Below are 22,895 nucleotides of genomic sequence, written 5' to 3' on the forward strand. Positions count from 1 at the left end.
GTGCCAAAAACTTTAAGAATTTATTATGATTTTGATTTTTAGCGAGTTATGAAATGTTAAGATGATTGATTGCAATGTGCTATATAGGGTTAAGGGCATACTATTACCATTATGATGGATGTGATTATAGAAACAGAACACTCAGAATTATAAAAATATTATCAAAAATAACCCCCAAGATTTCCTGGGGCTTATTCATGTTATATTATTTGATATTTAAACTTTTTTAAATAATCATTTGGCGATAATTCATATTTTTCTCTAAAGATTTTAGAAAAATAACTTCTGCTGGTAAGCCCAATAGTATAAACTATTTGCGAAACATTTAATTCGGTGGTCCTCATTAGTTCTTCAGCTTTTTCAAGTCTGAAGTTTTTAATAAAAGAAGTGACGGTGTTGCCATAGAGTTCTCTAAATCCAGTTTGCAGCTTTTGTGGCGATAACGCTGATTTAAGACACAACATATCAATATCAATTTGTTTAGCATAGTTTTCTTTGACGTATTGAATGCACTCATGAATTCTGTCAATTTCATCAGTCCTCAAATCTACTTGTCTATGAGCTCCATTAATAAATTGATTAAACTCCTCCAATTTTAAGCCTATTATAAGATTTGCATATCCACATAACATAAGTTGGTTGCCATTACATGTAGCTTTAAGGTTAATAAGATCGGTAATATAATTTGATAGCTTAATATTTGGTATGCCGGTGTACCAATACGCATTGTCCTCCTGAACTTTAAAATTAATACTGAAGAAATCCTCATTAAAATCGCCTAGGGTTTCTATGTCTTCTACTCTAATAACACAAAAATGATAATGTTGGTCATTTTTAAGTGCCAATTCAATTTCTTGATCTTTTGTAATCATTATGCTTTGGAACGTGCCAAGACTAATGTCTACAGTTTTCGATGCTGACACACAGTTTATATCAGATTTAAGGTTGTAAATGAATAGGATTCCGTTTTGGGGAGATTTGAATCGGGTGTGTCGTGGAGAATCTGTATGTAATTTATATTCTGTAACAACAAATGGATCATTTATATCCTGTGCCAGATGTTTTAATTTAGGGCTAGTATTCTGTAACGTTTGACTATTATAGTCCCTTGCTGATTGATTCATAATTAAAATATTTGATAAGATTTCACTTAAGTTGATTACTATATGTACGTGTCATCTAAGTAAAGTAGCCTCATATGCTCACGAAACCCCATGTTAAAAATTGTACAATTGATTCTTAAATTATGTTAAGAACCAATTTAAAACTAGTCTATTGTTTTGATATTCAAATTTTTGCTTATTTTTAGTATTGTTTCTTTAATATGTAAGTAACGCGCTTATTCTTGTTATTTACTTTTAAAATAGGATAGTGGGGATGGACAGCATTCAAACTACATAATTGACACTATTAAAACTCCAAAATGCGATAATGATATATTTGCCTCATTACATAACATAATTGTATTTTTATTGCGTGACAATAATTGCGATTTATGAGTAAACGTTGCCTAACAAGCACTTAATTATGTGACTATTATAGAAATATAATTTATAAAGGAATTAAATTATATTCCCAAGTTTGAAGCAATTGGATATAAAACTGTGTGTATTCTCATAAATAAACTAAAACCCTCAACGAAAGCCAAAAATTATTACCTATCTTATCCGACTTAACATTTTGAGCAAATTTCTAGCTCTATTTTATACAATTATATGGATTTCACAAATCCCCTGGTATACGGGGTTCCTTTCTTTTTAGGTTTGATATTATTAGAACTTACTTACAGTAAAACACATGATCACAAAGATTTATATCATTGGCGCGATTTGTTTTCTAGCGTTGGTATGGGCGTTGGCTCTGCAATTATAGCGCCATTAGTGAAAACTATTACGGTCATTTTATTGTTTAGTTTTGTTTATGATCTTTTTAACCCTTTGATAAATGGCGTACGCACTAACATTATGGGCTATGAGTCTTTTGGATATGCGTGGTATGTATGGGTTTTTTGCATGCTTTGTGATGACTTTTCGTATTATTGGTTCCACAGGCAAAACCATATGGTTCGGTTTTTTTGGGCCGCCCATATTGTGCATCACTCCTCCGATAATTTTAATTTAGGTACGGCAGTACGAAATGGTTGGTTTACCATATTCTATAAACCATTATTTTATGTATGGATTGTGGCTATAGGCTTTCCGCCTGAAATGCTTGTGGTCTGTTTAGGAATTGAGGCGCTTTGGCAATTTCAATTGCATACTGTATTTATCCCAAAGTTAGGTTTCTTAGATAGATTTTTAAATACACATACCATGCATCAGGTGCACCATGCGTGTAATATTGAATATATGGACAAAAATCACGGAGGAATTTTAAATGTTTTTGACCGCATTTTTGGTACTTGGAAACCTCTTGATGAACGTATTGACATATCCTACGGTGTAACCCAGCCACCAGATTCTTATAATATATGGGTCATACTAACACATGAATATGCTGATATTTGGAAGGATATGAAAAAGTCGAAAAATCTTAAGCATAAATTCATGTATGTTTTTGGACCTCCCGGTTGGAGCCATGATGGAAGCACTAAAACTGTAAAGCAAATCAGGAACGAAATGGCGATAGAAAAAGCACAATTGGAGAAAGCTCAAAAAGACAAGAAACAAACTAAAAAAAATGCTGCTAAAGTGATGGCTGCAAGCGCTTAATAGTTTCTATATCCATCCTATGGCCATTTATTGAACATTAATTAGGCTTGTTAAATTTGTAATTTTTAGATTTTTGTGTAATTAAACCATACATAATTTTTACTACATTTAAAGTACCAATAATCCAACAACTAGTGTATGTCAAGATCATTGACGGATTGTAATAATTGTCTACAACGTTTTAAAAGTCATTATCCGTTTTGTCCTTACTGCGGGCAAAAAGCAAACGATCAGTTAACTTTAGGGGTGCTTTTCAATAATACGCTAAGCAATTACTTTTCAGTAGATGCTCGATTTTTTAAAAGTTTTATACCCTTACTTCTAAAACCTGGATATCTAGCGAAACAATTTGTAAAGGGAAGAAGGCTGTTGTACTTGCATCCGGCCCAGATGTATTTGTTTATCTCCATTGTATTTTTCTTTTTATTTTCATTTATCAGCCGAGATCAGGCAGAGTTTATAGATACACAGATTAAAAAGGATATTGAACGGAGTGAACGTTATAAAGACTCTGTTGGAAGTAGCATGAACCCTAAAACGAACGTGCTTTTAAGTAACCCTGACTCAATTGAAGTTAAAGAATTAGTGGCTAACACTGAAAATGATATTTTAAAGCCGAAGGAAAAGAATAACGGGTTCCTTGATTTCAATCTCACTGAAATGGAAATAGACTCCATGATTGCTGCAGGGGCTTCAGATCAACAAATTTATAAGGCAATGGGAATGACGTCGGAGGATGGTTTTTTCAAAAAACGCGTTTATAAGCAAGCTATCAAATTCATGAGAAGTAAAAGTGGAGGCTCAATTTTTAATGCCTTTACTGATAGCATACCTTTGGCAATGTTTATTTTATTGCCAATTTTCGCGTTGATCTTAAAAGTCTTTTATTATAAAAAAGGCTGGTTTGCCCACCATTTGGTCTTTAGTTTTTACTTTTTTGCTTTTATTTTTGCCATGTTAACGCTTATTGTGATAGGCAATTTAATATGGAATGAATTTCCTGGATGGCTCGTCACATTAATGGTGCTTTCAATTTTTCTTTATTTATATGTGGGTTTAAAACGTTTTTACGAACAAGGTTGGGCCTTAAGCTTAATAAAAACTAACGTCATCAGCTTTTTGTTTTTATTGTTCGTGTTGCCATTTGCAATCATTATAATGGGTGTCATGGCATTTTTATTTTATTGATCAGATTTTATCTTTCAGGTATTTACCAGTTACGGATTGTTTATTTTGAACTAATTCTTCGGGAGTACCTTCTGCTACAACGTGACCACCTCGTTCACCACCCTCTGGTCCTAAATCGACAATGTAATCTGCACATTTAATTAATTCAAGATTATGTTCAATCACAATAATGGAATGACCTTGAGCAATCAATGCTTGAAAAGATTTCAATAGCTTTTTGATGTCATGAAAATGGAGTCCTGTGGTTGGTTCATCAAAAATAAATAAGGCATTATCACTCTTACTTCCTTTACCAAGAAAAGTTGCTAGTTTAATACGTTGCGCCTCTCCACCTGAAAGAGTTGATGAACTTTGGCCTAATGTCACATAGCCCAATCCCACATCTTGCAAAGGCTGTAATTTACTTTGTATTTTAGTTTGCTGATGCTTTTCAAAAAAGGCTATGGCATCATCAATGGTCATACTTAGAACGTCATCAATATTTTTATCTTCAAAAGTAACTTCTAAAACTTCTTTTTTAAACCGCTTTCCATTACAGGTTTCACACGTCAGATGCACATCAGCCATAAATTGCATTTCTATAGTCACTTCACCGTCGCCTTTACAAGTTTCACAACGGCCACCATCTACATTAAAACTGAAGTGTTTGGCCTGGTAATTTCTAATTTTACTTAATTTCTGATTCGCATAAAGTGCTCTAATATCGTCATAGGCCTTCACATAAGTTACCGGATTTGAACGCGAAGAACGACCAATAGGGTTTTGATCCACAAACTCAATGTGTTTGATGTTTTTGTAATTGCCTTTAAGCTCAGAGAATTGCCCTGGCTTATCCCCAAAACCTGTCAACTCTTTCTGGATGGCTGGGAATAGTATTTTCTTTACCAAGGTACTCTTTCCGCTTCCAGAAACCCCTGTAATTACCGTTAGCATATCTAAAGGCAGGGTCACATCTACATTTTGTAAATTATGTTCTCTGGCACCAATAATATCAATATGATATTTTGACGTGCGTCGTTTTTTAGGGACTTCAATTTTTAAGTTGCCATTGAGGTACTGTGCAGTTAACGATTCAGATTTCAAGATATCCTCATAAGTGCCAGCGGCAACCACTTCGCCACCAATAGTGCCAGCTTCAGGGCCAATGTCAATGATTTCGTCTGCTGCCTGCATGATGTCTTCATCATGTTCTACCACAATCACTGTATTGCCTAAATCGCGTAATGCTTTTAAAACTACAATGAGTTTTTCTGTATCTTTTGGGTGTAGCCCAATACTGGGTTCATCCAGAATATACATTGAACCCACCAAGCTGCTACCCAAGGAAGTTGCGAGATTGATACGCTGACTTTCGCCACCTGATAAGGTATTGGATTTTCGATTAAGGGTTAAATAATCGAGTCCCACATTGGATAAAAATGCCAGTCTCTTTGAAATTTCCTTTAATAAGCGTTTTGCGATAGTAGCGTCATAATCATTCAGTTTAAGCTGATTAAAAAACACTATAAGTTTATTTAGAGGCATTGTCACTAAATCAGTGATGGGTACACCTCCAACTTTTACATAATTCGCCTCTGGTCTTAAACGCTTGCCATGACATTTGCTGCACTTTGTCTTTCCTCTGTAGCGCGACAACATCACTCGATTCTGAATTTTATAAGCTTTCGATTCCAATTCGGCAAAAAAACCATTAAGGCCATCAAAATATCTATTGCCTTCCCAAATTAATTCTTTTTGGGCTTCGGTTAATTGATAATAAGGTTTATGAATAGGAAAGTCAAACTTATGGGAATTGTTGACCAATTGATCTCTATAGTAGCTCATACTCTCGCCACGCCAAGGGAAAATCGCATTTTCATACACAGATAGTGCGGTATTAGGAATAACTAAATCTTCATCAATACCAATAACATCACCATAACCTTCGCATTTTGGGCAGGCCCCATAAGGGTTGTTAAAGCTGAACAAATGCACGTTTGGTTCTAAAAACGTCATGTTATCCAATTCAAACTTATTATTGAAGGTTATTTGTTTAGTGCTCGAGAGCGATTCTATAATAGTCGTGCCTTTACCTTCAAAAAAGGACGTCTCAATGGCATCCGCTAAACGGTTGTAAAAATCTTCCTCATGTTTTACAACAATTCTATCTACTACTAAAGACAGCTCATTTTTAAGGTTTTTTTCAAGAGCTTCTTCAATTCGCAACACTTCGTTTTTGTGTTTTACACGAGCGTATCCCTGTTGTTGAAGCACTTTCAACTTATCAGTCATGGTTCTTCCTTCTTCTAAGCTTATAGGGGCTAGGAGCAAAAGCTTATCGCCATCATCAAAAGATTTCACCAAATTCAGAACGTCGGCAGTGGTGTGTTTTTTAACCAATTCTCCGGAAATAGGGGAGTATGTTTTGCCAATTCTGGCATACAACAATTTTAAATAATCATATATTTCAGTTGTAGTACCTACGGTAGAGCGGGGATTGGTAGAATTAACCTTTTGCTCAATGGCAATGGCTGGCGCGATACCTTTTATATATTCTACTTTTGGTTTGTTAAGTCGCCCCAAGAATTGACGGGCATAACTAGACAAGCTTTCCACATAACGCCTTTGGCCTTCAGCATACAAAGTGTCAAATGCTAAACTAGACTTACCGGAGCCAGACAGACCAGTAATGACCACTAACTTATTGCGCGGAATCACCACATCTAAATTTTTTAGATTATGAAGATTCGCACCTTTAATAATGATATTTTGCTTGGGATCTACTTCGGAAAGATTAACGTTCATGGTCATTTTGCATATAAGAATGCAAAGATACTACATCTAGGGCAGTCCCAAAATAAAGTTATTGTGCAATAAAATGTTAAAGTTTCAGTTGATTTTTTGCTTATTAGACCCGATTATTGTTATATTTGACCCAAACATCCAAAAAAACAGTCGCCTATACCATATAATTACTTTAAATAGATTAACCCCAAGCAAGGATTCTTTCCTAGCACCTAAAGTAATTATTATGGAACACGAACTTATCACAGACGCTGTTTTAGTGAGCAATTATATTAAAGGAGAAGAGCATGCACTCTCTGTATTGATCACACGACACAAGCAAAAAATTTATAGTTTTATTTACTCTAAGGTTTACGATAGAGATATTACTGAAGACATCTTTCAAGATACCTTTATAAAGGTGATCAGAACCCTTAAATTAGGCAAGTATAACGAAGAAGGTAAGTTTTTACCTTGGGTAATGCGTATTGCTCACAACCTAGTTATTGATCATTTTAGAAAGAGCAACCGTATGCCTAAATTTGATAATACAGGCGAATTCAGTATCTTCTCAGTGTTGAGTGATGCCTCTTTGGATGCGGAAAAAGGTATGATTAAAGAACAGATCGAATCTGACTTGAGACGGTTAATACAAGAATTGCCAGAAGATCAAAAGGATGTATTGGTGATGCGTATGTATAATGATATGAGTTTTAAGGAAATTTCAGAGAAAACAGGTGTCAGTATTAATACTGCCTTAGGTAGAATGCGTTATGCATTAATCAATTTAAGGAAAGTAATTGAACAGAAAAACATCGTATTGACAAATTAGACATACTAAAGTTAATTTTATTGCGTTAATAGGGATATAATCAAATAATAATTCCCATAATGGCAAAACTTTACTCTGAGTGTCCCCAAAAAAACAACAACCTAAACCCAAAGGAAGAAACCATTGATTTTCTTCTGAATTATTCTAAGGCTTTAACTGTTATTCATTGTAATAAATGGAAGTTTGAAGCACTTCTAAACTAAGATTGAAAAAAGTCCCGAGAATTAGCTTACCGGGACTTTTTTGTGCCTAAATGTTTCATTTGAATGGGGGTACAGCGTTATGATGAGCTAATTGGTGGGTGTTTTTTGTAATAGTCTTTTAAGACACTGGCTCTGCCAATGGTTTTGGTAATTATATCCTTTTCCAAATCCCAACCGCGTGCGGGCGAATATTGTCTGCCGTACCATATTATTTGCAAGTGCAAATCATTCCAAACTTCTTTCGGAAACAGTCGTTTCGCATCACGTTCCGTTTGTACTACATTTTTGCCATTGGTAAAATTCCATCGGTACATCAATCTATGGATATGTGTATCTACCGGAAACGCTGGAATCCCAAATGCCTGAGACAATACTACAGCAGCCGTTTTATGGCCCACCGCAGGTAATTCTTCTAGAGCCTCGTACGTTTGTGGTACTTGCCCGTCATGTTTATCAATCAAAATATGCGATAGTCCGTGAATGCCTTTACTTTTCATAGGTGATAATCCAACGGGCTTTATAATCTCTCTAATTTCATCAACAGTCAGCTTGATCATATCATATGGATTATCAGCTTTAGCAAAAAGTAAAGGGGTGATTTGATTGACCCGTACATCTGTGCTTTGAGCAGATAGCAACACCGCTATTAATAAGGTATATGGGTCTTTATGGTCTAATGGTAGTGGAATTGTTGGATATAGCTGGTTTAACGTATTAATAACAAAATCTACCTTTTCTTGTTTGGTCATTAGTCGTATTTTTACAAATATCAAATTTAAAACAGTTATGACCAAATTAAAAGCAGGAGACAATGCTCCAAATTTTTCAGCAAAAGATGATCAAGGGAATACAATAACGCTATCAGATTACAAAGGAAAGAAATTGGTGGTTTTTTTCTATCCTAAAGCCAATACGCCAACGTGTACAACAGAGGCCTGTAATTTAAGAGATCATTATAAGGATTTAAAAGATCAAGGCTATGAAATATTGGGTGTAAGTGCCGATAGCCAGAAAAAACAATCTAATTTTAAAGAAAAGTATAATTTCCCGTACCCGTTATTAGCTGATGAAGATAAAGAAGTTATCAAGGCGTTTGACGTGTGGGGCGAGAAAAAATTTATGGGTCGGACGTTTGACGGCATTCATCGGGTTACGTTTGTAATTGATGAAAATGGTGTTATAGAAAAGGTTATAGACAAGGTAAAAGCCAAAATCCATACTGAGCAAATTTTAGAATAATCCTATTATAATTTGAGGTAAAAAAAAGACCTTAGTGTTAATGCTAAGGTCTCTTAATTTAATGATCTCTAAAAACTTCTTCGGCTTCAAACCCAAAGAGGCTCTTTTCTTTTATAATTTTCGCAACCCCTGGTGGCAACATGGATTCCCAACCTTTATTGCCTTGCGCAATAGCTTTAAGGACTGATCTAGAGAAGATGGTAAGGATTTCAGGATCGTAATCTGTAATATCCACCACTTTTCCATTGTACTTGAAGAACTTATATAACTCCTTCATTCGTGGGTGGACTTTTAAATTTTCACTATCTGTTAACGTACCGTCCTCATTAACCATTGGATAGAGATAAACGCGCAAATCTTTAAAGAATAATTTCCCAAAGGCTTCCAAAATACCCCCGCTCAAATGACGGTAATATTTTTCATCAAAAATATCTACCAAATTGTTGACCCCCATGGCCAATCCCATTCTGTTTTTAGAATATTGAGAAAAATATTCTACGAGTTTATAATATTCTTGGAAATTGGAAATCAATACGGTATGGCCCAAGGAGCACAATAATTTTGCACGGTCCATAAAATCCTGTTCGTCAATTTCACCTTCAGCTCTAAGATTTGAAAGGGTAATTTCAAAGACCACTTGAGTATTGTTTGGATCAACTTTATTTTCCTTGACAAACATTTCATAAGACTTCTGAAACATGTCAATATTCACCTTGGTTACAGGTCTGAAACTTCCGCGTAAGGCCAAGATGTTTTTCTTATATAAAATTTTTGCGGGTAGGACGTTGTTCCCATCCGGAGCAAACATCACGGCGTCGGTCATGTTGTTTTTAACCAACTGCAAACTCATCAATCGATTGTCTACATTTTCAAATACGGGACCTGAAAAATTAATGGTGTCAATTTCTATTTGGTCTTTATCCAAATGATCATATAAATAGCGCAGTAATTTTTTGGGTTCGTTGTATTTATAGTATGCCCCATAGATTAGATTGGTACCCAAAATGCCAAGCGTTTCTTGTTGCAGTCTAGCATCATTTTCTTTAAAACGCAAATGAAGAATGATTTCATTATAGGGTTTGTCTTGTTCAATTTGATATCTAATTCCTACCCAACCATGTCCTTTATACTGCTTTGCAAAATCAATTGTCGCTACGGTATTGGCGTAGGAAAAGAACATTTTATTTGGGTGCTTGTCTCTTGATAATCGTTCTTCAATTAATTTAATCTCATGATTCAACATTTTGCGCAAACGCGCTTCCGTTACGTACCGACCATCATTCTCTACACCATATATTGCGTCACTAAAATCTTTATCATAAGCTGACATAGCCTTGGCAATGGTACCCGAACCTCCTCCAGCTCTAAAAAACTGACGGACAGTCTCTTGTCCTGCGCCAATTTCAGCAAAAGTTCCGTAAATATTCTCGTTGAGATTAATACGAAGTGCTTTAGTTTTAAGCGATGGAATATCTTCAAATTCCTTGTCGCCCTTTAAGGTTATCTCCATGTGATAGCTTGAGTTTATATGCCACAAAGGTATCGAATTGCTATCTTAAAAGAAAAAATAAACTTACTTTTGTTCCAAACTAAACACCTTTGAAAGTAACATTTTTAGGAACAGGTACATCTCAAGGAATTCCAGTTATAGGAAGCACTCACCCTGTGTGTTTGAGTACTGATCCAAAGGATAAAAGGTTGCGTGTTTCGGTATTGATAGAGTGGGACCGTTATACGTATGTTATAGATTGCGGTCCAGATTTTAGACAGCAAATGTTGAATGCCCAATGTACACGTCTGGACGGTGTGATTTTTACCCACGAGCATGCAGACCATACCGCAGGATTGGACGACATCCGGCCTTTCTATTTTAAACAAGGTGATATTCCTATATATGCACACAGTCGGGTTTTAAAGGCCCTTAAGGACCGTTTTGATTATATTTTTGAAACTGAAAACAAATATGCAGGTGCGCCTGGAGTGACGCCTATTAAAATTGAGAATAAGCCATTTGAAGTCGGAAATTTAACAGTAGTGCCCATCAGCGGTATGCATTATAAACTTCAGGTATTCGGGTTCAGATTTCTTCAGTTTGCCTATTTAACTGACATGAAAACTATAAGAGAGGAGGAGATTGACAAATTAAAGGGCGTCAAAGTATTAGTAGTCAATGCTCTTAGGGAAACGGAACATATTTCTCATTTCAATTTAGAAGAAGCTTTAGAATTAATTGACAAGGTGAAACCAGAACGCGCCTATCTAACCCACATTAGTCACATGTTGGGCTTTCATGATGAAGTGGAAAAGAAACTGCCAAAAAATGTGTTTTTGGCTTACGACAACCTACAAATTAAGATATAAAACTTATGAAGGGTAAACTTTTTATGTATGCATTTATCTTCGCGTTACTGCTTATGGTATTTCAGTATGTAAACTCAAAAAACATCTTTGAATCCTACCAAGATAAAATGAACAAGCATATAGAGAAAGAGCGGGTTCTTAAAGATTCTATCAAAAAGTTAAACATTCAACTAGACAAGTTTAGGATGCAATCTCAATAGGTTTAATTATTGCGTTAGTGCTCTAATCTCTGATTTAGCCAGCTTCTGAACTCATAAAAATTTTGCGGAGCAACACCATGGCCCGTAGGAAACTCATTATAAGTGTGCCTAATATTAAGTGTATTTAAGAATTGAGGAATCTTTCTTGCCCATTCAACCGGAATTACTTGATCTTGACTACCGTGCGAACAATAGAAATCTAAATGGGAATAATCGTTTGTTTCTATGCCATCTGGAAGCATTTCTGCGCTGATATACCCGCTTAGGGCAATTACATTTTTAACTTTTTCAGGGTAAGATAGGGCCACAGCATAGCTTAAGATAGTGCCTTGACTGAATCCAAGTAATGATACCTTATCATTGCTTATTGGATATGCCGCTTTGACCTCGTCTATAAATTTTGAAATTAAATCTCTAGATTGTGTGGCTTGTTCGTTATCGTTCCATTTGTTCATTTCAGCATCAAAATTAATGGCGTACCAAGCGTTACCATAAGGTTGAATTGGATAGGGTGCTCGGGCAGAAATTATAAAAAGTTCTTCAGGCATTTCAGAGGCAAAACCAAATAGATCGTTCTCATCGCTTCCATAACCGTGCAGCATAATAAGTACCGGCGCGTTTGTTTTTAAAGTGGAAGGTCGTGTAACGTGATGTAATGAAAATTCAGACATAATCAATTTATATTTTTAAACCATTCCTGAAATTTATCGCCTAAAACAGGAATGGGTTTATATTCTTCTTTAATGGCATGAACAAGTCCAAATAGCCAAGCTACAAAAGTAATGATCCAAAATGCCGTTCCAAGTAAGCTGTTGACATATTCTTCAACAAGATTAGAAAATATAAGCATAATGATCAGGCCAAGCATTTGGCGTATATGAAATGAGGTAAATGAATTTCGTTTCTCCAAATTCATGATGATGGCAATTATGAGGCCTATAAAAGTGAAATAGCTAACTATAGCCAATGTTTTTCCTTCTTTAATAGTAGAATTTTGCATCTTAATTTATAACTAGTTGTTGATTATTGTATATACCATACACCTTACCCTTGAACTCATGGTCTTCAAAAATGCTGTTCTTTGAAGTGGAGAAGAGCATGTCCTTTGTGAGGGTATAGGGTTCTGAGGGGTTAAATAAGGTGAGTTTTGCTTTCTGGCCTATTGCCACAGGGATAGAGGTAAGGCCATAGCGCTCTTTACCTTTCGTTAGTAAATCGACAGTTTTCTTTAATGTGAAGATGGTATTTAAGGCTCCAAAAGCAGTTTCCAATCCAATGGTACCGTACTTAGCATAATCAAATTCTATTTTTTTATGCTCAATATCCAACGGATTGTGGTCAGAAGTCACCATGTCAATGGTCCCATCTTTTAAGCCTTCAATAAGCGCGTTACAATCTGACTGTGTGCGTAATGGAGGTAACACCTTAAAGCGTGTATTAAAGGTTTTTAATGCGTCATCGGTCAGCACTAAATTATGAATGGCTACGCTGCAACTTACATCAAGTTTTCGTTTTTTGGCATTTCTAATCAATTCTACAGATTTTGCTGTTGATATGGTAGGAATGTGGAGTTTGCCGCCAGTATACTCGAGCAAAAACAAATCACGTACAATTTGCAATTCTTCAGCAAGGGCGGGATTCCCTTTTAATCCTAAGGAGGTGCTCATCACATTCTCATTCATTACTCCCAAGCCTGATATTTGAGATTCTTGGGGAAACGAACAGATTAAACCATCAAAGTTACTTGCGTACTGCAAGGCCAACTTCATTAGATTAGGGTTCCGGATTGGTTTCTGGTAGTCATAAAATGCAACTGATCCAGCATTGCTCATATCATAGAGTTCTGCAAGATCTTCGCCTTCACTATTCTTGGTTAACGCACCTATAGGAAATAAATTAACAGCATTGCCTTGAGATTTTCCTTTAAGGAATGCTATATCCGCATAACTATCAATTACTGGGTTTGTGTTGGAATTTACTGCAACATCTGTAAAGCCTGATAATGCAGCTGTTTTAAGACCGTTGGCTATAGTTTCACGCTCTTCATAGCCTGGCTCACCAAAACTTACACTGCTGTCAAACCAACCTTGGGAAACATGAAGGTTGTTATGGGAAATTTCTTTAGTTTTTTGCGGCGTTTCAATGTTGTCCTTAATTTGGGTAATAATGCCGTTTTCAATCAGTATATCGCAAGTATCATTGTGAAAATCGCTTTTGGAGTCTACTATCGTAGCCGATTTTATGAGTACGTTCATTTAAGGGATTTTAAGATGAGCATTTCAATAATTAAAAAAGCTATTGCAAAAATAACAAACCATTTCCATAGGGCATCAACATTTGTCATACTTTTTATATCAGCTATAGCTGACGCGACAGAAGAACTTTTGGCACTGTTTTTAATAGTTGATAAGTCCATATAATCTAAAAAACTTTCGGAGCGGTTATAATTAAAGCTGAGACGTTTAATGACCTCCCTTTTGTTGGTTACGTTATAAAACCCGGCATTTCTAGGGTATTCGTCAGTGGTTATCCGTACCTTACCATTGTATGTCTTTTGTTGTGGAATGAGTGTAGATTCATCTTGTTTCAATTTTAAAATAGCATCCTGATTTAAGCTGGTATTAATGTCAATTGTGTTGGTTTTTCCAATGGTATAATACAGACGTGGTAATTTTAGGCTTTGTTTCCCAATATTATATAGTACAGGTACGATGAGAGGTGAATTCTTGAAATTTGAATTTGTTTCATCCAAAGCTGCTGAAAACGTGTAGCTAGCGTTAGATTGAATTAAAAAAGGCGTATTGTCTTCATAACTCAATATTGCGGTGCCTCCAGCACTTCCAAATTTGTAGTTGGCATTAACCTTTGGGTATTGAAAATTATCCACCTTTTTATCAAATACGTTGTTAAGGAGTGGATGCGAAAAATTGATATTGGTAATGCGTTTCTCCACTGAATTTAAAGAGTTAAATGTTGACAATGAAAGATTGCTAAACAGGTGATTATAAGTGTTTAGATTTGTATCATCTGAAGGAATAATTAATATGCTGCCGCCATTATCACTAAATGAAGTTAGTGAGGTTGTCAAGCTATTAGGAACACTTTTTAATTGGTTAAGAATAATTAAATTTTGATCAGTAATTGAGCTGTAATTCAGTTGTTCGAAATCTATTAGTGTTAAGTCGAACTCGTCAGGACTATATAGTCTTTCCAAAAACGTCGCATCTGCCTCATTGATGGCCAAAACCTTAATGCGATCAGAATTGTTTAAGCTGAAATAGAAACTATTGTCATAATTTAAATGTGGATCATCAATTGTAATTTTTCCATTAAATGCTTTATTGTTGGGAATTGTAAAAATTGTTTCCGTTGATTTATTAATAGAAATAGCAGTTTTGGCTATTAATTGGCCATTATCTAAGAGTGCGACAGGCATGTTTTCGATCGGAAGGCCCTGATTGCTCAAAAGCACGGTTAATTCAAGAGTCTCTGCATTAGATTTTGAAATATATAAAGAGTCAATACTTGTATTTGATGGTTTGACAGGTTTCAATTGTACTAAACGATAGTTTAGTTGGCTATCATTTACGAGGTTTAGAGCGGAATTATTTTGTTGAAAATCGGAGATAATCAAAAAATTTTTAGTGCTGCCCTTCTCATGAGAAAATGCCTTTGTGCCTTTTAAAATGACTGCATCATAATCTAATTGATTGGATGAATAAGTTAATTCGATCAGGTCATTTCTAATTGCTTTAATGCTTGTATTCTTAAAATCGGAATTATTAGTAAAAAGGCTAATATTTTCGTTTTCTCCAACATTTTCCAATAACTCTTGGATGGCAGTGTTTAAAAGCGTTCCATTGACGCCTTTAGCCTGCATGCTAAATGAATTGTCCAAATAAATAACGGTTTCGCTTTTTGTATTTAAAGAGTTTAGATTGGATAGAAATGGCTGGGCAAAGGCTATGATTATACACGCCAAAAGCAGCATGCGCGTCAGTAAAGTGAGCCATTTTTTAAGTTGTGAACTCTTACGCGTTTGAATGCTAATGTTTTTTAATAGTTGAACGTTAGTAAATGCTACCTTTTTAAAGCGTCGGAGTTGAAATAAATGGATAAGGATAGGGATGAGTAGCAGTAGAAGCGCGTAAAGAATTTCTGGATTTTTAAACTGCATTCCTTGTCCTTTTTTTTAACTTGTTGAAGACCTCTGTCAAATATAGAAAATACGTAAGTATTAATGGCTTTTGGGGTAAAGAAAATTAAGCTTTAAAATTGGGGCTACTAACAAAAGAAGAAATAATCTTTGGCTTTAATCAACGTTAAATTTTCCAATACCGAAGTAATTCTTTTTTGGGAGATTTTATTGGCAACAGTAACAATTACTTGTGGTCGTATTAAGGTATCAAGCACTGATAGGTCCTGCAGCTCCATGTTATAGATGTGCTTTCCTATTTTCTTAGGATTATTACAAATCCATATAAACGGGATGTGGCGTTTTTTTAAATATTTGGCACAGAACTTTCCTTTAAATCCTGCTCCCCAAAGAACCAAAGTTTGGTGTGGGCTTTTATCGAGTTCTAGAAAGTAGTTCAGCTTTAAATTCAAGAAATGGTTGTCAGCATAGTTATCATCCGTTCTGGAAGTTCTGGTGCTATAATCCCTCCAGTAATGAAGAATAGTGCTGCTCGGAATACACTTTAAACCTTGTTTGTAAAACTGAAACGCTAAATCGTAATCCTCAGGGTATATATTGTTTTGAAATGCGCCACTAGTCATTAAATCATCTCTATGCACCATCCAGCACGGTGACGGAATAACACATTCTTTATAAATTTCAGTATAGTTAGCTCCAATTGAGGTTAGCTCATTAAGCCACTTTTCGTACTTATAATAACCTTCCCCAAGGGTGTCATCAGAAAAATAACGGACCAACCCTAAGGCAATATGCCCTTTTTTGTGGGCCACCAAATCAGCAACCATAGTGGCCAATTTTAGTGGTGCCATCACATCATCGCTATCCATTCGTGTAATATACTGGCCTGAACTTTCTTTTAAGGCTAAGTTTAAGGCATCAATAATTCCAGAGCCAGTATTTTTAAAGAGTTTTATCCGTTGCTCGTTTTCGGCATACGCTGCAACAATATTATAGCTGTCATCAGTTGAGTGGTCATCTACAATAATTAATTCCCAATTGGTGTAGGATTGGTTGATTATTGAAGTGAGGCAATCTTTTAAAAAAAGAGCACTGTTTTTAAAAGGAGTAAGAATACTGACTAAGGAATTTGGCATCTTGCTAAAATATAAAAAAGCCTAACGATTGGTGTCATCAGGCTTCTTAAATACTTGTTATTTGAATTTAGTATTTGGCAGGTTTTCCTTTAGAATCAGAATCTTTAATAAACTGTCTTATATCATCTGTTGCTGATTTTAAGTCTTCTTTTCTCAAATACATCATATGTCCGCTGCGATAGCCTTTAAAAGAGACGCGATCTTTCATGCGTCCACTTGGATCCATCTGTCCAACAGTATATTTTGCTGCAAAATAAGTCGTTGCTCCGTCATAATAACCAGATTGAACCAACACTTTTAAGTAAGGGTTTTGAGCCATGGCCTGGCGTAAGCCATCTCTAGTACGGTCATTCTGTCTGTCCCAAGGGTGCACATCACCAAACATGTTGTACTTGATATCGGTTTTAAACTTTAACTTTTCTCTGATATAATAATTGATAGCAGGCGTAAAAGAATGTAACCAAGATGTGAGTTCTGCATTATAATCTGGTCTGTCTCCAGCCGTCATTTTATCAATTCCTAAATAACGTGAGTCCAACCGGCCTATCGTATATCCATCTTTACGGCGCAATTCTTTCCAAAAGAAGCTGGTAGGTATATTTAAATTATGATCAATAATGGACGATTTATCCAACCCTGAGTACAAACTCATTTTTTCAGCGATCTCATTTCGTTCAGATTCAGAAATAAAACCACCTTTTGCAATGGCGGGCATCACTTTGTTGATTGTGTAGTCTTCAACCTCAGGTAGGATTTCCAACAAATCTTTTTGTTGTAATGCAGGAGATAAAGCATTTTGATACCAAGCAGCAGCTGTAAAATACGGTAAGTTTAAAGCTGAGTAAATTGGTTGGTCTGTAGAATATATTTTATAATCAGCTGGAGAAACCAAGATAACGCCATTTAAATACATCCATTGGTTGTTTTGCAATTCGCGCGACAAACCCATTACTCTAGGTCCGCCATAGCTCTCGCCAATCAAATATTTTGGCGATTCCCAACGGTTATGTCGAGTGACAAATGTATTCATCCATTCTGCTAAATAGCTTATATCTGCATTGATTCCGAAGAACGATTTACGGTCTGGCAATTTGCCATCTTTATCTTCAACCATTCTTGAGAATCCGGTGTTTACCGGGTCTACAAAGACAATATCTGCTACATCTAAAATTGAATGTGGATTGTCCTTTACGCCATATGGTTGTACAGGGTAACCTTCTTCATCCATATTTAGAATTACAGGACCTGTGTAGGCAATATGCATCCAGACTGAAGCTGAACCAGGGCCACCATTAAATGAGAACACTATAGGTCGTTTTTCTTTTTCGCTGTTACTTTTCTTGTAATATGTATAAAACAAAGTCGCTGTTGGTTCGCCTTTGTCGTTCCATACCGGCTGTGTTCCCGCTATAGCTTGATAGGCTAAGTTTTGGCCGTTTATATTGATAGCGTGGTTAGTCACCACCATTGTATCTAAGGGGATTTTCTTGGTCTGCGCGAATAGCAAACTTGTCATAATTGTAGCAATAAATAAACAAAAGTTTTTCATATAGTTAGGATTTTAACCTTTAAATATAAAACGTTTTATTGGAAGCCCTTTTAAAATTTATTAAAAAAATACCAGAGGTAATACCTGCAACGAATTAAACCGATTGAAATACAGAAATATACAGTTTAGTAGACTAAATATGAAACTTCTATAACTCACCTGTTGTTGATTGGTAGGCACATAAGAATTGCAATTATTTTGCAATTGTAAAGGTAAATGCGCTTCCTTCTCCCAACACTGAGCTTACTTGGATGTCTCCGCCTAATTTGATGACTAGATTCTTGATGGTGCTTAACCCAATTCCTGTACTTGGCTTTACTTCATTTTTATAAGGAATGGAGGTGAACAATTGAAAGATTAATTCTTGCTGATCTTTTGCAATGCCAACCCCGTTGTCAGTTACAGTAAATTCGTGATAGTCAATTATAGAGTTGTAACTGATATGTAGAACCCGTTCTTTTTTATCGTTGTATTTTAATCCATTATCCACTAAATTAATCAGAATTTGGGTCAATGCTGGCTTGTTGATCTCTTTAATGGTTTCAGAGGCATGGCAATGCATGACATCCGTTTTGGATAGTAATAATTGTTTGATATCTTCACAAAGGGCTGAAAGCTCTACATCTTGTTTTTTTGCTTTTAATAATTTGTCAGCTTTATAATGCAATAAAATGCCGTCAATATAATCTTTAAGAATTAATGCGGAATCATTAATAAAATTTAAATATTCTAACGATGTGGGCGATACTTTATCAGATACATCGTCTTTAAGCAGTTGTGTTAAGGCTATAATGTTGGCAAGGGGCGATTTTAAATCATGGGAAACATGGCTAGCAAATTTTTTCAGTTCTTGATTATGTAATATGAGCTGTTTTTTAGCCGATTCTAACTTATGATTCTGACGCCTCAACTCCATCGAGTTTACAACTTGCTTTGCCAAAATTATTAATGCGTCTTTTTGGGTGTCGCTCAAAGTTCTTGGTTGGTGGTCAAATATACATAAGGTTCCCAAAGCATAACCTTCTGGGTTAATTAACGGTACACCGGCATAAAATACGGCACTACCACTGTTTACGAGTGGATTATCAATAAACCGTTCATCCATTCTAGCATCTTTTATTATAAAAATGGGGTCATCAGTAAGTATGGCGTGACCACAAAACGATATATCCCTGGGCGATTCTTGAAATGAAATTCCGTAATGTGCTTTAAAAAAATTACGTTCTTTATCTAAAATGGTAATTAAGGAAATAGGAGCCTCACAGATGGTAGAGATCAGTTTTGTGATATTATCATAATCAACTTCTGGATCAGTATCTAAAAGGTGATATTCCTTTAAGATCTCCAATCGTTGTTGTTCGTTAGCCGGTAATTTAGGAATATTCATACTATAATATTGAATCAATTAAACAAAAGAACTACTTTTTTTATTCTAAGCCTTAGAAAAGTCTTCAAAAACACCTAAACCAAATAAAGCAAAGTCATACTTAACCGGATCTTTTTTGTCTAGTGCCCTTAATGCTATGTCAAGCTCATGCAATGCTTTTGCATCATTTTGAGGTCTCTGTAATAGTCCTAAAGCCCGTGCAACATTGCCGGAGTGCACATCTAATGGACAGGACAATTGGGCCGGTGACAATGATTTCCATAACCCAAAATCTACACCGCTGTTGTCATTTCTAACCATCCACCTTAAAAACATATTAATGCGTTTGGCTGCAGAATTTTTTAATGGATCACTCACATGTTTTTGGGAGCGTGGCAAATGCGCAATTTCAAAGAAGTGTTTTTTAAATTGGTGAATGGCAATTTGAGTTGAAAAAGGCTCAGAATGTTTCGAAAATACAGCTTCCAATCCACCATGAATGCTATAGATGTGCTTCATGCCTTTTATAAACTGTATAAAATCCTCATCATTAAAAGTTCTATGAACAAATCCGCGTAATCTTTCTAAATCTGAAGATTTATGATGCATCACAAAATCATATGGTGCATGTTCCAACATGTTCATCATTTTATTGGCATTAGTAATAATACTCTTACGGTTGCCCCAAGAGATGGTAGCGGTGAGAAAACCAGCAATTTCAATGTCTTCCTTTTTTGAAAATTGATGTGGAATTTGGATTGGGTCACTCTCAATAAAACGCGGGTGGTTATAGGTGATGACTTTCAGGTCTAAAAATTCTTTGAGTTCTTGTGTGTTCAATGGTCAGTGTTATTTTTATTAGAGTAACATACGCTAAAGAAGGGGTGCAATTTCCTTGCCACTATCGTTTAAGTACAGGTTAACCTTATAATTGTAATTCCATGATTAACGCAATCAGTATAATTTTAAACTCAATACATTTTTATGTTTTTTGAGTACTTTAAATTCATTAATTTAGAATAAATATTCAAATTAAATGGAAATGAGATCACTTTTAAAATTTGGATTTAAATCAGTCGTTGCGCTATTTGCAATTGGTGTTGGCACCAAATTGGGCAAAGATGCCATAAATGATTTAAAACAATTTCAAGATAACCGTAAACATGTAGATAATGGAAGAAACAGATGATATTGTAGACTCAACGTTAAATGTTGTAAGCAACTCAATAACCAATTTTGATAACGTTTTGGGTAACGTGCCACTATACAAGAGTGGGCATGAAGTGGGTGGAGCAATCAGTAAATTGATAGATCGGATTGTTGATGCAATTCCAGTTATAAATCAAGAACGTTAGACTATTTTACCATCCACCATTACCAATTTTCTGTCGGCCATATCGGCCAATTCTTCATTATGGGTAACTATAACGAAGGTTTGGCCAAATTGGTCACGGAGCTTGAAAAATAAATTGTGAAGGTTTTCAGCACTTTCACTATCCAAATTCCCAGAGGGCTCATCAGCAAATATCAATTCAGGATTATTAATAAGTGCCCTTGCAACAGCCACACGTTGCTGTTCACCTCCAGATAATTCACCAGGTTTATGATGATGCCGGTGACTTAATCCTAAAAAATCCAATAACTCTTTGGCGCGTTTTTCTGCTTTATCCTTAGGTGTTTTCTTTATGAATGCAGGCAGACATACATTTTCCAATGCCGTAAATTCAGGTAGCAATTGATGAAATTGAAAAATAAAGCCAATATGTTCATTTCTAAATTTAGCCAGATTCTTATCCGATAGTGCCATAATGTCCACATCATTGATAAGTAAAGCGCTTTGATCTTTCGAGGACGCTCTATCCAATGTACCTAAAATGTGTAATAATGTGGTTTTCCCAGCTCCAGAGGCTCCGACTATAGATACGATTTCGCCTTGTTGTATATTGAGATTTACACCATTTAAAACATGCAAATCTGTATAATATTTATGAATATTGGTTGCTTTTATCATAGAATTTAAAATGAAAGGCAAGTTAACATATTGTTTACTGTTGCACAATGATGAAACCTGCTTATTTTATGTCCATACTATATTAAAACCTAGGTAACTGCTTTAATCTCTTACCGTAAGTTGTTATTAATATTAACCCAAACAATAGAGAAATTAAGATTTCTGATGGTGTGTAAATGTTCAGGATAAACTAGTATTTTTATCAAAACAAAAATTTTTGAGCAATGGCATATAAACATTTTGAAGAATATGACCCTAGGATTACGGAAGATATTAGGGAGCGTTATGAGCAAATTATTACTGATTTAGGTGAAGACGTGACCAGAAATGGATTATTGAAAACGCCTGAACGCGCCTCTAAAGCTATACAGTTTTTAACCCAGGGTTACCATCAGGATGCGGCTAAAATTTTAAAAAGTGCCATGTTTGATGAATCTTATAATGAAATGGTTATTGTTAAGGATATTGAAGTGTATTCGCTTTGTGAACACCATATGCTGCCCTTTTTTGGAAAAGCGCATATTGCATACATTCCTAACGGACAAATTGTGGGACTAAGTAAGTTGCCACGTATTGTAGATGTATTTGCAAGACGTTTACAAGTACAAGAACGATTAACCGAACAAATCTTGGACTGTATTAACGACACACTTAAACCACAAGGGGTTGCCGTTGTTATTGAAGCAGCTCATATGTGTAAGATGATGCGAGGCGTTCAGAAGCAGAACTCAATGACTACAACCTCCGGATTTAGAGGGCAATTTGAAAAAATAGAAACTCGTAATGAGTTTTTAAAGTTGATCAGTACCAAATTTACTTAGGATTTTTTTTGGTATATTTTTTGTTATACTAAACCGAATTAAAAATTATACCATGAATTTAGATAATTTAAGTAAAAATCAGAAGTTTATTTTGGGTATCGTGTTTGATGCTATCGGAATGATCACTTTTATAGATATTATATGGGCTCCTGTTTCAGGATTTCTAATGACTAAAATGTATGCTGGAAGAAAAGGTAGGGTAGCAGGAATGTTTTCGTTTATTGAGGAGATTCTACCAGGCTTTGACATTATTCCCTCGTTTACGATCATGTGGTTCTACACTTATGTGTTTGCCAAAAAACCGAGTACGATACAGGTAAAATAAAAAAAATCCCTTTCACAGCTGAAAGGGATTTTTT

Annotated in this window: 23 protein-coding genes; 10 read left to right on the forward strand and 13 right to left on the reverse strand. The window is 35.5% G+C overall.

Features of this window, described 5'->3' with window-relative positions; genetic code table 11:
* Positions 1-200 precede the first annotated feature (200 nt).
* Positions 201-1,124: a helix-turn-helix domain-containing protein gene (locus BXY82_RS09720; protein ID WP_133758001.1), complete on the reverse strand. Its 924-nt coding sequence runs from the start codon at positions 1,122-1,124 to the stop codon at positions 201-203.
* Between the two features lie 591 nt (positions 1,125-1,715).
* Between BXY82_RS09720 and BXY82_RS09725 the strand changes: the two genes are divergently transcribed.
* Both BXY82_RS09725 and BXY82_RS09730 read left to right on the forward strand, forming a co-directional pair.
* Positions 1,716-2,711, forward strand: a complete 996-nt coding sequence (locus BXY82_RS09725; protein ID WP_133758002.1) for a sterol desaturase family protein — start codon at positions 1,716-1,718, stop codon at positions 2,709-2,711.
* A 138-nt stretch (positions 2,712-2,849) separates the two neighbouring features.
* Positions 2,850-3,899 (forward strand): DUF3667 domain-containing protein, encoded by a 1,050-nt coding sequence (locus BXY82_RS09730; protein WP_133758003.1) that lies wholly within the window; start codon positions 2,850-2,852, stop codon positions 3,897-3,899.
* On the opposite strand, the gene uvrA is transcribed toward BXY82_RS09730, so the two are convergent.
* Positions 3,900-6,683, reverse strand: coding sequence for an excinuclease ABC subunit UvrA (gene uvrA, locus BXY82_RS09735; RefSeq protein WP_133758004.1), 2,784 nt, complete (start codon positions 6,681-6,683; stop codon positions 3,900-3,902).
* A 226-nt stretch (positions 6,684-6,909) separates the two neighbouring features.
* Between uvrA and BXY82_RS09740 the strand changes: the two genes are divergently transcribed.
* Positions 6,910-7,494 carry an RNA polymerase sigma factor gene (locus BXY82_RS09740; protein ID WP_133758005.1) on the forward strand — a complete coding sequence of 195 codons (585 nt, stop codon included), beginning with the start codon at positions 6,910-6,912 and terminating at the stop codon, positions 7,492-7,494.
* Positions 7,495-7,774: 280 nt separating this feature from the next.
* Here the strand turns inward: BXY82_RS09740 and BXY82_RS09745 are convergent, their stop codons facing one another.
* Positions 7,775-8,446 (reverse strand): endonuclease III domain-containing protein, encoded by a 672-nt coding sequence (locus tag BXY82_RS09745; protein WP_133758006.1) that lies wholly within the window; start codon positions 8,444-8,446, stop codon positions 7,775-7,777.
* A 37-nt stretch (positions 8,447-8,483) separates the two neighbouring features.
* On the opposite strand from BXY82_RS09745, the gene bcp reads away from it, so the two are divergent.
* On the forward strand, positions 8,484-8,936 hold the full coding sequence (bcp, locus tag BXY82_RS09750) for a thioredoxin-dependent thiol peroxidase (protein WP_133758007.1): 453 nt from the start codon (positions 8,484-8,486) through the stop codon (positions 8,934-8,936).
* A gap of 58 nt (positions 8,937-8,994) precedes the next feature.
* Here the strand turns inward: bcp and BXY82_RS09755 are convergent, their stop codons facing one another.
* Positions 8,995-10,446, reverse strand: coding sequence for a TonB-dependent receptor (locus tag BXY82_RS09755; RefSeq protein WP_133758008.1), 1,452 nt, complete (start codon positions 10,444-10,446; stop codon positions 8,995-8,997).
* Between the two features lie 89 nt (positions 10,447-10,535).
* Between BXY82_RS09755 and BXY82_RS09760 the strand changes: the two genes are divergently transcribed.
* Both BXY82_RS09760 and BXY82_RS09765 read left to right on the forward strand, forming a co-directional pair.
* On the forward strand, positions 10,536-11,297 hold the full coding sequence (locus BXY82_RS09760; RefSeq protein ID WP_133758009.1) for an MBL fold metallo-hydrolase: 762 nt from the start codon (positions 10,536-10,538) through the stop codon (positions 11,295-11,297).
* A 5-nt stretch (positions 11,298-11,302) separates the two neighbouring features.
* Positions 11,303-11,497, forward strand: a complete 195-nt coding sequence (locus BXY82_RS09765; RefSeq protein ID WP_133758010.1) for a hypothetical protein — start codon at positions 11,303-11,305, stop codon at positions 11,495-11,497.
* 14 nt (positions 11,498-11,511) lie between these two features.
* On the opposite strand, the gene BXY82_RS09770 is transcribed toward BXY82_RS09765, so the two are convergent.
* The 8 genes from BXY82_RS09770 to BXY82_RS09805 all read right to left on the reverse strand — a co-directional run bounded on the left by BXY82_RS09770 (position 11,512) and on the right by BXY82_RS09805 (position 20,544).
* The gene (locus tag BXY82_RS09770) at positions 11,512-12,168 is read right to left on the reverse strand and encodes an alpha/beta hydrolase (RefSeq protein ID WP_133758011.1); all 657 of its coding nucleotides are present in this window, start codon (positions 12,166-12,168) and stop codon (positions 11,512-11,514) included.
* Positions 12,169-12,170: 2 nt separating this feature from the next.
* Positions 12,171-12,497 carry a DUF4870 domain-containing protein gene (locus BXY82_RS09775; protein WP_133758012.1) on the reverse strand — a complete coding sequence of 109 codons (327 nt, stop codon included), beginning with the start codon at positions 12,495-12,497 and terminating at the stop codon, positions 12,171-12,173.
* A gap of 1 nt (position 12,498) precedes the next feature.
* A complete protein-coding gene (locus BXY82_RS09780; protein ID WP_133758013.1) occupies positions 12,499-13,752 on the reverse strand; it encodes a dihydroorotase in 1,254 nt (417 codons plus the stop codon).
* Complete coding sequence (locus BXY82_RS09785) at positions 13,749-15,674, reverse strand: BatA domain-containing protein (RefSeq protein ID WP_133758014.1); 1,926 nt, start codon at positions 15,672-15,674, stop codon at positions 13,749-13,751. The genes BXY82_RS09780 and BXY82_RS09785 overlap by 4 nt, the downstream gene beginning before the upstream one ends.
* 107 nt (positions 15,675-15,781) lie before the next feature.
* On the reverse strand, positions 15,782-16,789 hold the full coding sequence (locus BXY82_RS09790; protein ID WP_133758015.1) for a glycosyltransferase family 2 protein: 1,008 nt from the start codon (positions 16,787-16,789) through the stop codon (positions 15,782-15,784).
* 67 nt (positions 16,790-16,856) lie between these two features.
* Entirely contained in the window at positions 16,857-18,338 is a 1,482-nt protein-coding gene (locus BXY82_RS09795) for a S10 family peptidase (protein ID WP_133758016.1), read from the reverse strand.
* Between the two features lie 193 nt (positions 18,339-18,531).
* Positions 18,532-19,725 carry a sensor histidine kinase gene (locus tag BXY82_RS09800; RefSeq protein ID WP_133758017.1) on the reverse strand — a complete coding sequence of 398 codons (1,194 nt, stop codon included), beginning with the start codon at positions 19,723-19,725 and terminating at the stop codon, positions 18,532-18,534.
* A gap of 45 nt (positions 19,726-19,770) precedes the next feature.
* The gene (locus BXY82_RS09805; protein WP_133758018.1) at positions 19,771-20,544 is read right to left on the reverse strand and encodes a TIGR02757 family protein; all 774 of its coding nucleotides are present in this window, start codon (positions 20,542-20,544) and stop codon (positions 19,771-19,773) included.
* Positions 20,545-20,746: 202 nt separating this feature from the next.
* Here BXY82_RS09805 and BXY82_RS15450 point away from each other — a divergent pair, with 202 nt between their 5' ends.
* Both BXY82_RS15450 and BXY82_RS09810 read left to right on the forward strand, forming a co-directional pair.
* Entirely contained in the window at positions 20,747-20,893 is a 147-nt protein-coding gene (locus BXY82_RS15450; protein WP_166643287.1) for a hypothetical protein, read from the forward strand.
* Positions 20,877-21,059 (forward strand): hypothetical protein, encoded by a 183-nt coding sequence (locus BXY82_RS09810; RefSeq protein ID WP_133758019.1) that lies wholly within the window; start codon positions 20,877-20,879, stop codon positions 21,057-21,059. Before BXY82_RS15450 ends, BXY82_RS09810 begins: the two co-directional genes overlap by 17 nt.
* On the opposite strand, the gene BXY82_RS09815 is transcribed toward BXY82_RS09810, so the two are convergent.
* Positions 21,056-21,715 (reverse strand): ABC transporter ATP-binding protein, encoded by a 660-nt coding sequence (locus tag BXY82_RS09815; protein ID WP_133758020.1) that lies wholly within the window; start codon positions 21,713-21,715, stop codon positions 21,056-21,058. The genes BXY82_RS09810 and BXY82_RS09815 overlap by 4 nt on opposite strands.
* A 224-nt stretch (positions 21,716-21,939) precedes the next feature.
* On the opposite strand from BXY82_RS09815, the gene folE reads away from it, so the two are divergent.
* Both folE and BXY82_RS09825 read left to right on the forward strand, forming a co-directional pair.
* Entirely contained in the window at positions 21,940-22,536 is a 597-nt protein-coding gene (folE, locus tag BXY82_RS09820) for a GTP cyclohydrolase I FolE (protein ID WP_133758021.1), read from the forward strand.
* 52 nt (positions 22,537-22,588) lie between these two features.
* Entirely contained in the window at positions 22,589-22,861 is a 273-nt protein-coding gene (locus BXY82_RS09825; RefSeq protein ID WP_133758022.1) for a hypothetical protein, read from the forward strand.
* Positions 22,862-22,895 lie beyond the last annotated feature (34 nt).

It is taken from the genome of Gelidibacter sediminis, assembly GCF_004364975.1.
Taxonomy (GTDB): Bacteria; Bacteroidota; Bacteroidia; order Flavobacteriales; family Flavobacteriaceae; genus Gelidibacter; species Gelidibacter sediminis.

Excerpts from the sequence above, each read along its gene's own strand:
- BXY82_RS09720 (WP_133758001.1), bottom strand. The coding sequence starts at position 1,124 with ATGAATCAATCAGCAAGGGACTATAATAGTCAAACGTTACAGAATACT.
- BXY82_RS09725 (WP_133758002.1), top strand. The coding sequence starts at position 1,716 with ATGGATTTCACAAATCCCCTGGTATACGGGGTTCCTTTCTTTTTAGGT.
- BXY82_RS09730 (WP_133758003.1), top strand. The coding sequence starts at position 2,850 with ATGTCAAGATCATTGACGGATTGTAATAATTGTCTACAACGTTTTAAA.
- uvrA (WP_133758004.1), bottom strand. The coding sequence starts at position 6,683 with ATGAACGTTAATCTTTCCGAAGTAGATCCCAAGCAAAATATCATTATT.
- BXY82_RS09740 (WP_133758005.1), top strand. The coding sequence starts at position 6,910 with ATGGAACACGAACTTATCACAGACGCTGTTTTAGTGAGCAATTATATT.
- BXY82_RS09745 (WP_133758006.1), bottom strand. The coding sequence starts at position 8,446 with ATGACCAAACAAGAAAAGGTAGATTTTGTTATTAATACGTTAAACCAG.
- bcp (WP_133758007.1), top strand. The coding sequence starts at position 8,484 with ATGACCAAATTAAAAGCAGGAGACAATGCTCCAAATTTTTCAGCAAAA.
- BXY82_RS09755 (WP_133758008.1), bottom strand. The coding sequence starts at position 10,446 with ATGGAGATAACCTTAAAGGGCGACAAGGAATTTGAAGATATTCCATCG.
- BXY82_RS09765 (WP_133758010.1), top strand. The coding sequence starts at position 11,303 with ATGAAGGGTAAACTTTTTATGTATGCATTTATCTTCGCGTTACTGCTT.
- BXY82_RS09770 (WP_133758011.1), bottom strand. The coding sequence starts at position 12,168 with ATGTCTGAATTTTCATTACATCACGTTACACGACCTTCCACTTTAAAA.
- BXY82_RS09775 (WP_133758012.1), bottom strand. The coding sequence starts at position 12,497 with ATGCAAAATTCTACTATTAAAGAAGGAAAAACATTGGCTATAGTTAGC.
- BXY82_RS09780 (WP_133758013.1), bottom strand. The coding sequence starts at position 13,752 with ATGAACGTACTCATAAAATCGGCTACGATAGTAGACTCCAAAAGCGAT.
- BXY82_RS09785 (WP_133758014.1), bottom strand. The coding sequence starts at position 15,674 with ATGCAGTTTAAAAATCCAGAAATTCTTTACGCGCTTCTACTGCTACTC.
- BXY82_RS09790 (WP_133758015.1), bottom strand. The coding sequence starts at position 16,789 with ATGCCAAATTCCTTAGTCAGTATTCTTACTCCTTTTAAAAACAGTGCT.
- BXY82_RS09795 (WP_133758016.1), bottom strand. The coding sequence starts at position 18,338 with ATGAAAAACTTTTGTTTATTTATTGCTACAATTATGACAAGTTTGCTA.
- BXY82_RS09800 (WP_133758017.1), bottom strand. The coding sequence starts at position 19,725 with ATGAATATTCCTAAATTACCGGCTAACGAACAACAACGATTGGAGATC.
- BXY82_RS15450 (WP_166643287.1), top strand. The coding sequence starts at position 20,747 with ATGAGATCACTTTTAAAATTTGGATTTAAATCAGTCGTTGCGCTATTT.
- BXY82_RS09810 (WP_133758019.1), top strand. The coding sequence starts at position 20,877 with ATGGAAGAAACAGATGATATTGTAGACTCAACGTTAAATGTTGTAAGC.
- BXY82_RS09815 (WP_133758020.1), bottom strand. The coding sequence starts at position 21,715 with ATGATAAAAGCAACCAATATTCATAAATATTATACAGATTTGCATGTT.
- folE (WP_133758021.1), top strand. The coding sequence starts at position 21,940 with ATGGCATATAAACATTTTGAAGAATATGACCCTAGGATTACGGAAGAT.
- BXY82_RS09825 (WP_133758022.1), top strand. The coding sequence starts at position 22,589 with ATGAATTTAGATAATTTAAGTAAAAATCAGAAGTTTATTTTGGGTATC.